This is a genomic window from Methylobacterium sp. P3_A11 (assembly GCF_056403155.1).
Genome location: NZ_JBFUGA010000184.1, coordinates 1 through 5,746 on the forward strand (window position 1 = coordinate 1; position 5,746 = coordinate 5,746).

10 protein-coding genes and 2 pseudogenes are annotated in these 5,746 nt (G+C 65.6%); 5 read left to right on the plus strand and 7 right to left on the minus strand.

Annotated features, from left to right (window positions below; genetic code table 11):
- A pseudogene (locus tag AC1DXK_RS29825) lies at nucleotides 1-144 on the plus strand (transposase); the annotation flags it as partial.
- 433 nt (nucleotides 145-577) lie between these two features.
- Here the strand turns inward: AC1DXK_RS29825 and AC1DXK_RS29830 are convergent.
- The gene (locus AC1DXK_RS29830) at nucleotides 578-721 is read right to left on the minus strand and encodes a hypothetical protein (RefSeq protein ID WP_477299634.1); all 144 of its coding nucleotides are present in this window, start codon (nucleotides 719-721) and stop codon (nucleotides 578-580) included.
- The gene (locus tag AC1DXK_RS29835) at nucleotides 718-975 is read right to left on the minus strand and encodes a hypothetical protein (RefSeq protein WP_456686268.1); all 258 of its coding nucleotides are present in this window, start codon (nucleotides 973-975) and stop codon (nucleotides 718-720) included. Before AC1DXK_RS29835 ends, AC1DXK_RS29830 begins: the two co-directional genes overlap by 4 nt.
- Before the next feature lie 194 nt (nucleotides 976-1,169).
- On the opposite strand from AC1DXK_RS29835, the gene AC1DXK_RS29840 reads away from it, so the two are divergent.
- Genes AC1DXK_RS29840 through AC1DXK_RS29850 form a run of 3 tightly spaced genes read left to right on the plus strand, consistent with a single transcriptional unit; the run spans nucleotide 1,170 to nucleotide 2,275 of the window.
- The gene (locus tag AC1DXK_RS29840; protein ID WP_456686269.1) at nucleotides 1,170-1,622 is read left to right on the plus strand and encodes a cupredoxin domain-containing protein; all 453 of its coding nucleotides are present in this window, start codon (nucleotides 1,170-1,172) and stop codon (nucleotides 1,620-1,622) included.
- A gap of 22 nt (nucleotides 1,623-1,644) precedes the next feature.
- Entirely contained in the window at nucleotides 1,645-2,046 is a 402-nt protein-coding gene (locus tag AC1DXK_RS29845; RefSeq protein ID WP_456686270.1) for a thiol-disulfide oxidoreductase DCC family protein, read from the plus strand.
- Nucleotides 2,047-2,059: 13 nt separating this feature from the next.
- Complete coding sequence (locus tag AC1DXK_RS29850) at nucleotides 2,060-2,275, plus strand: hypothetical protein (RefSeq protein ID WP_456686271.1); 216 nt, start codon at nucleotides 2,060-2,062, stop codon at nucleotides 2,273-2,275.
- A gap of 178 nt (nucleotides 2,276-2,453) precedes the next feature.
- Here AC1DXK_RS29850 and AC1DXK_RS29855 read toward each other — a convergent pair whose 3' ends face one another.
- The 4 genes and pseudogenes from AC1DXK_RS29855 to ihfB form a co-directional block, all read right to left on the minus strand.
- A complete protein-coding gene (locus AC1DXK_RS29855) occupies nucleotides 2,454-2,633 on the minus strand; it encodes a cold-shock protein (RefSeq protein ID WP_456686274.1) in 180 nt (59 codons plus the stop codon).
- Nucleotides 2,613-3,218 (minus strand): annotated as a pseudogene (locus tag AC1DXK_RS29860) (IS66 family transposase zinc-finger binding domain-containing protein); the annotation flags it as partial. The gene AC1DXK_RS29855 and the pseudogene AC1DXK_RS29860, both read right to left, overlap by 21 nt.
- Before the next feature lie 504 nt (nucleotides 3,219-3,722).
- On the minus strand, nucleotides 3,723-4,184 hold the full coding sequence (locus tag AC1DXK_RS29865; RefSeq protein ID WP_456686272.1) for a Ros/MucR family transcriptional regulator: 462 nt from the start codon (nucleotides 4,182-4,184) through the stop codon (nucleotides 3,723-3,725).
- A gap of 277 nt (nucleotides 4,185-4,461) precedes the next feature.
- Nucleotides 4,462-4,788 carry an integration host factor subunit beta gene (gene ihfB / locus AC1DXK_RS29870; protein WP_456686275.1) on the minus strand — a complete coding sequence of 109 codons (327 nt, stop codon included), beginning with the start codon at nucleotides 4,786-4,788 and terminating at the stop codon, nucleotides 4,462-4,464.
- A gap of 348 nt (nucleotides 4,789-5,136) precedes the next feature.
- Here ihfB and AC1DXK_RS29875 point away from each other — a divergent pair, with 348 nt between their 5' ends.
- Nucleotides 5,137-5,505: a hypothetical protein gene (locus AC1DXK_RS29875; protein WP_456686180.1), complete on the plus strand. Its 369-nt coding sequence runs from the start codon at nucleotides 5,137-5,139 to the stop codon at nucleotides 5,503-5,505.
- 26 nt (nucleotides 5,506-5,531) lie between these two features.
- Here AC1DXK_RS29875 and AC1DXK_RS29880 read toward each other — a convergent pair.
- Nucleotides 5,532-5,746, minus strand: a 215-nt coding sequence (locus AC1DXK_RS29880; RefSeq protein ID WP_477299635.1) for a DDE-type integrase/transposase/recombinase, incomplete at its 5' end; no start/stop codon positions are given.

The window sequence follows — 5,746 nt, forward strand, 5'->3', positions numbered from 1 at the left end:
ATCTACAACAATCGCAATCAGGTCGAGCGCCTCTGGGCGAGGCTCAAGGAATAGCGTGCCATCGCAACCCGCTACGAGAAAACCGCCACAAGCTTCATGGGTGTCCTGTCCCTCGCCGCAGCCCTCGACTGGCTCAAGCGATGACACGCCCTAGCTGCGCCTGATTTTCTATCCAGAGGTAGCCGGGCGCTTTCTTTGGGATGGTCTCAACATGAGCCTGATCGGATTGCAGGTCGGGCCATGAGTAAGGCCGATCGCACGGCCATGCGACGCGATGGTTCGTCGGCCTCGCTATCCGCGATCGTCGCGAGCGCGGAGGCGTGGGCGGCAACGGCCGCAGCTAGATCGAGGACGTGGTCTGGCCCGATAGGGTAAACCTGCGTGGAGGGCTCAGAGAGGTAGACGTCAACCGCTGAACCGACCTCTTCGATTGCGATGCGCTCGTCGGTCACGAGATCCCAGAGCGTGGCACTATCCAACATCGGCTGCGCTCACCCCTTCCGCTCCCGGAAGCGGATCCCGGCCCCGCCGCCGTTCTCGGGGATGAATTCTAGGCCGGGTGTCATGACGACAGGGCTCAGGTGAGCAGGACCGCGATAACCGCGGCGCCGGTGCAGTAGCTCAGGGCATCCTCGATGCCGATCGTCTCCAGAGCTTTCACGGCGCTGACGAAGACCATGGCTGTGCCAAAGGCCACGAGGCGACCGCGGGCGGTTCTCACCCGCTCGACGCATCAGGGGTGCCCTCCTCGCGGATGCCGAGCCATTCCAGCGCAGCCGGACGCGATTTGAACAGGCGCCGTTGGGATGTGAAGGGCGCGGGCCGATCGGTGGCGGGCACCTCGTCGAGCAAGTCAACCAGCCACGTATCGCTTGGGCCATGGCGATAGACGCTGCGCACCAAGCCCGCGATCACGACGCCGTCCAGCAACACGTCGTAGCTGCCGGGTGCGAGCTTTTCGACGGTGTAAGCCATGGCTGCCACGCACTCAGGTTTCTACGCTGCAAACCCACCACCCCGACGCAAGATGCACGGTCCTGTTCGGCCATGCCGTGCCGCAGGGCTCACCCACATGCGGCGTCGCGCCGTGGAACGTCATCGACCGCGCTGCCTTTCCTGCCGGTGCGGTCGGCCGCCACCGCCGAGCCTCAACCCGGGGAGGGCATCTCATGCTGAACTTCTATCGAGGGCTGGCGACGCTTGTCGCGCTCTTCATCGCGGGACCGGCTTTTGCCCAGGGCAAGCCCCTGGCGCCGCCGGCCAGCGATGCGATGCCACCAGTGGAACTGACGATCAGCATGAAGGATGGCAAGCCGGTCTGTGAGCCGGCCGAACTCCGTCTTCCTGCCGACACGAACGTCGCGCTGAACATCGTGAGCAGCGCCGATGCGCCAGTCACGATCACCGCGCCCGGTCAATTCGAGAACGGCTTGGTGCTGCATGCCGACGGCGATCTCGTGCATGTCGCCAGCGAGAAGGGCTACACCGTCAAGCAGAACGGCAAGGGTACGCTGCGCCTGCGAACCATGAAGGCAGGGCAGGAGGAGTACGCCTGTACCAGCACCCGTAACGCCGACGCGCCGTTCAAAGGCAAGCTGGTCCTGAGCCCGCCCGCCAACTGAAACCACGCCCTCCGGTGTAGACATGCGCGACGTCACGTCCGAGAAGGATCTCAGCGTCTACTACGATGGCAGCTGCCCGCTCTGCCGCGCCGAGATTGACCATTACCGCCAGTGCGCAGGGGCCGATCGGCTCGCCTTCGTCGATGTCGGTCGTGATGCACCTGCGCCGGCGCTCGGGCCCGACCTCTGCCGCGAGGCCGCCCTGAAGCGTTTCTACGTGCGCGCCGCGGACGGTCAGCTCGTCTCCGGCGCAGCTGCGTTTGCCCGCCTGTGGCGGACCTTGCCCGGCCGGCGCTGGCTCGGCCGCTTGGTCGACCTGCGGGTGCTAGGCTTCCGGCCCGTACTGCCGATTGCCGAGCTGGCCTACCGCCTGTCTCTTCCGCTGCGGCCCCGTCTGGCCCGGCTGGTCGCACGGCGGCACTGAGGCGTGGCGGCAGATGGCGACACGCTGCGTCCACTACGTCGGCTTCCGGGATTACCGGTACTGGAATGCCTTCAGGATCTTCGGCGGCCCGCGGGTGATCCACCACCGATGGGACTTCTACGCGAACCGCGACATCGGCCCTGACGACATCGTGGTCTTTGCCGAAGGCGATGAGACACAGCCGGTGGCCGAACGCAACGCCACCGACATTGATGAGCGATGGCTGTAGCGGCACATACGTCGGCCGCTCGGCCCCGCCGCTCGATCTGATCACGGGCTGGCGGGGCTTGGCGCCGTTCCTCACGACGCGGGGCTAAGTACGCAACGCGGCCCGAAATGCAGGATGGGGGAGGGCGGTTAGCCGAGCATCAACAGTCGGCCACGAGACGAGGCCGGAACGGGAATGATCAGGCGCTCTTCAGGTTGGCGGCGCTCTCCTTGCCGCTGCGCCGGTCGTTCTCGACGTCGTAGGAGATCTTCTGCCCCTCGATCAGGTTGCGCATCCCAGCGCTCTCGACGGCCGAGATGTGGACGAACACGTCCTTACCGCCGCTGTCGGGCTGGATGGCCTTGCGTAACGCCGACACAGCAACCGCGCGGCCGGGACGGAAGTGCGCTTGCGCGCGGCATAGCAGGTTCATCAGCCCGCCCTGGCTCAGCGTCAGGCCGAACAGGTCGGAGAGCGCCGCCTGCAGCCGCTCATAGGAGAGCGCCTGGAACGTCTTGAGATACGTCGCCACCGCATGCAGCCGCGGGCCAAACGGCGTGCCGCGGGCCGCCTCCGGCACCGGCGCGACGACCCGTGTCCCGCAACTCGGGCAACGGACCGCGAGCCGGCGGTGCTTTGTGACGATCGGCGCCACCGCGGGCAGCTCGATCTGCTCAGAGACGCTGACGACCTCCACCAACAGCGCCGTGTTCAGATCGCCGCCACAACACGCGCACGCCGCGGGACGATGATCGACCACCGCGTCCGGATCGTCGCTCAGGACCCGGCTGTGGCCCTCGTGCCCCGGCTTGGCACCACCGGGCTTGGATTGCGCACGCTGTTCTTTGCGATCCATCGCCGGCGGCTTGGACGAGGTGCGCGAGGTCTTCTCTGGTCGCTGCAGCCGCAACACCAGCTCGATCAGCTCCTCGCGGCTCAACCGCTCAAGATCGCTTCGACCCATCCCACGAGGGAATCAGCGAAATCGGCGGCGCGCAAGGGCCTGGGTAATTACCCAGGATGCCCCTGGTCCTAACGGTCCTCCCGTTTGAGGCGCGGTCCTAAGCATTTGGAATACGTGGATAACGCCGAGTCTAGGCATCGGAGGTATCCTGCGCGCGCTAGAACCCGTGAAGCATCGATGAAAGACTGCTTTCGTTGGCGCCCCGTACCGCGAGTAGGGGCAGAGGCTGAGCTTATGGCAATCCTAGGACGCGCCGTCGGGTACGCCTGCGTCTGGCGAACGAAGACTGCGCGTGAGGCTCGGCTGGTGTGGCGCTGCCCGCCTGCAGATCGGGTCATTCGCTGGATCGGGCGCGCCGGTCGGAAGTGCGCAGGCTCGGTTCAGGAAACTCCTGCCGAACCTGCATCGACGCCTTCCCGGGACCGAGCCGGCAACGTCGTCACGCTGACCTGGGCTCAGACCTACGGCCGTCCGACGCGGCGAAGCCGATAGTCGGCGCGGCGATCAGGACGCTTTCCGTTTGACATTCTGACGCTCGGCCTGACCGCCGGGGCGACCGAGGCCAATCGCTCGCGCGAGTTGTGAGCGCTGCTCGGCGTAGCTCGGGGCGACCATCGGATAGTCGGCGGGCAGGCCGTAGCGCTCGCGGTAGCTGCGCGGGTCGAACCCGTGGCTGGTCAGGTGGCGCTTGAGCGTCTTGTAGGTCTTGCCGTCGAGGAAGCTCACGATGCCATCGTCTCGAACCGACTTGCGGATCTGGGCTGGCGTTGGCTTCTGGACCTCGGCGTCCGGAGCCGCGGCACCTGAGCCACCCGCAGTGGCCAGACCGGAAACCGCCCCGTGCACCTTCGCGATCAGGGCCGGCAGCTCGGCCGGCGGCACGGGGTTGTTCGAGACGTAGGCTGAGATGATCTCGGCGACCAGCTCGGTAAAGTTGAGACCGGCTTCTTGTTCTTCCTCGTTCAAGGCTTTCGCTCCTGTAGTTGCCCAAGGTTTTCGGCGATGATGCATATGTGCCGCAAAAGCAAGTCCTATAATCCATTTGCGCGCAATCGATCAGATTATCGATATGAACTCTGTGTGCCCTCAACGCATGCTTAGACAGCGGAGGATATATCTTAAATTTTTTCTAATTTTGCCTGGACAGACCACTGACTCGCGGCGGCGAGAATACACGAGAGCGCCTCGGCATCGCCGCACGTCTCGAACGCGCAGGGAGCGACGCGGGAGCACAAGAGCGTGATCAGGAAGCTCGCAGGAACCGCTCCGCCTCCTGCTTGGGTCCGCTTCCACCCCGATTGAGCCGGTCATACATCGCCTTCCCCGGCTTGAAGTGGATCTTGGTCCTGGCTTCGGCCATCACGGCTTCGCCCGTCTTTGGATTGCGGGCGGCGCGCGCATCGCGCTCGCGGACCTCGAATGAGCCGAAGCCGCGCAGTTCGACCCGGTCACCCTCCGCTAGCGCCTCGGCGATGCGGTCGAAGATGGCGCGGACGAGCGCCTCGACGTCCTTCTCGTAGAGGTGCGGGTTCTGCTTCGCGATGCGGGTGACAAGCTCGGACCGGATCATGCCGGCATAGGAACGCCACTTGACGATCGCGGCAAGATCGAGCCCTGACGATCCGCCCACAACGTTGACTTAACCGTGCCGCCCGGCCGACATGGAGCGTTACGGCCTGACCCGCTGCGGCGAGTCGTGGCCGCCATTCAAGAGACCATCGCCGCGAGATAGACCCTGAAAAGCCAACAGGCCCCCGTCGCCAAACGGGGGCCTGCTGAAAACCTGGGGCCTTGTGGGGCCGATGTCACGATCCCCCACAAGCCATAGCTCCCACCCGGGAGTCAAGACGGAACCTGTTTCCGTCAACAGGAAGGCTTTGCCTGGACCCTAGCCGCGGCCCGTGAGGGACCGGGACCGATGTTTCACGCCACCATGCGGTCGGCGATCGAGGGCGCGCGGACACTCGCGCAACTCGACAGCCTGTCGCGATCTATCTGGCAGGCGCACGCCGCCGAGACCGTCACCGATGCCGAGGCGCAGGGCTTGGCCGAGGCGCTGCACACCCGCAGGAGCGCAGTGCGCGAGGCCGTGGCGCCCGTGGGCATTCCGCTCGGCCGCGTGACGCTGTTCCCGCCCAAACGCCTCCAGCGGGCTCCTGAGCGATCCGTGGCCATTGAGCGCCGCCGACGGCTGGCCTGCTCCGGACCGATGCCGCCTGCTCTCGCCTCGCGGTTCACCACCGGGCAGCTCGCGGTCCGGGCTTGTCGCAAACCGTGGGGTAGGTAGCAGGAGAGGCCGGTTCAACCGCGGCTTCAGATTTCCTTAACCTTTTGAAGTCCGAAGCAGACCTCGAGCAGCCGGTTCTGCTCCCGGACGGTCCACGCGCCGGTAAAGCCGAAGCCTTTGCGCAGCCACAGCATGGCTTCCAAGCCGCAGATCGTGCGCCGGGTTGTGTGGAACGAACGGAAGCCGCCTACCCGCGGCATCGCCCGTTTCACCCGGAAGTGGTCGCTCTCAATCCCCTGTT

Bases quoted from the DNA above. Each gene is read 5' to 3' on its own strand.
- ihfB (WP_456686275.1), bottom strand. From the start codon at position 4,788: ATGATCCGGTCCGAGCTTGTCACCCGCATCGCGAAGCAGAACCCGCAC.
- AC1DXK_RS29835 (WP_456686268.1), bottom strand. From the start codon at position 975: ATGGCTTACACCGTCGAAAAGCTCGCACCCGGCAGCTACGACGTGTTG.
- AC1DXK_RS29875 (WP_456686180.1), top strand. From the start codon at position 5,137: ATGTTTCACGCCACCATGCGGTCGGCGATCGAGGGCGCGCGGACACTC.
- AC1DXK_RS29850 (WP_456686271.1), top strand. From the start codon at position 2,060: ATGGCGACACGCTGCGTCCACTACGTCGGCTTCCGGGATTACCGGTAC.
- AC1DXK_RS29845 (WP_456686270.1), top strand. From the start codon at position 1,645: ATGCGCGACGTCACGTCCGAGAAGGATCTCAGCGTCTACTACGATGGC.
- AC1DXK_RS29840 (WP_456686269.1), top strand. From the start codon at position 1,170: ATGCTGAACTTCTATCGAGGGCTGGCGACGCTTGTCGCGCTCTTCATC.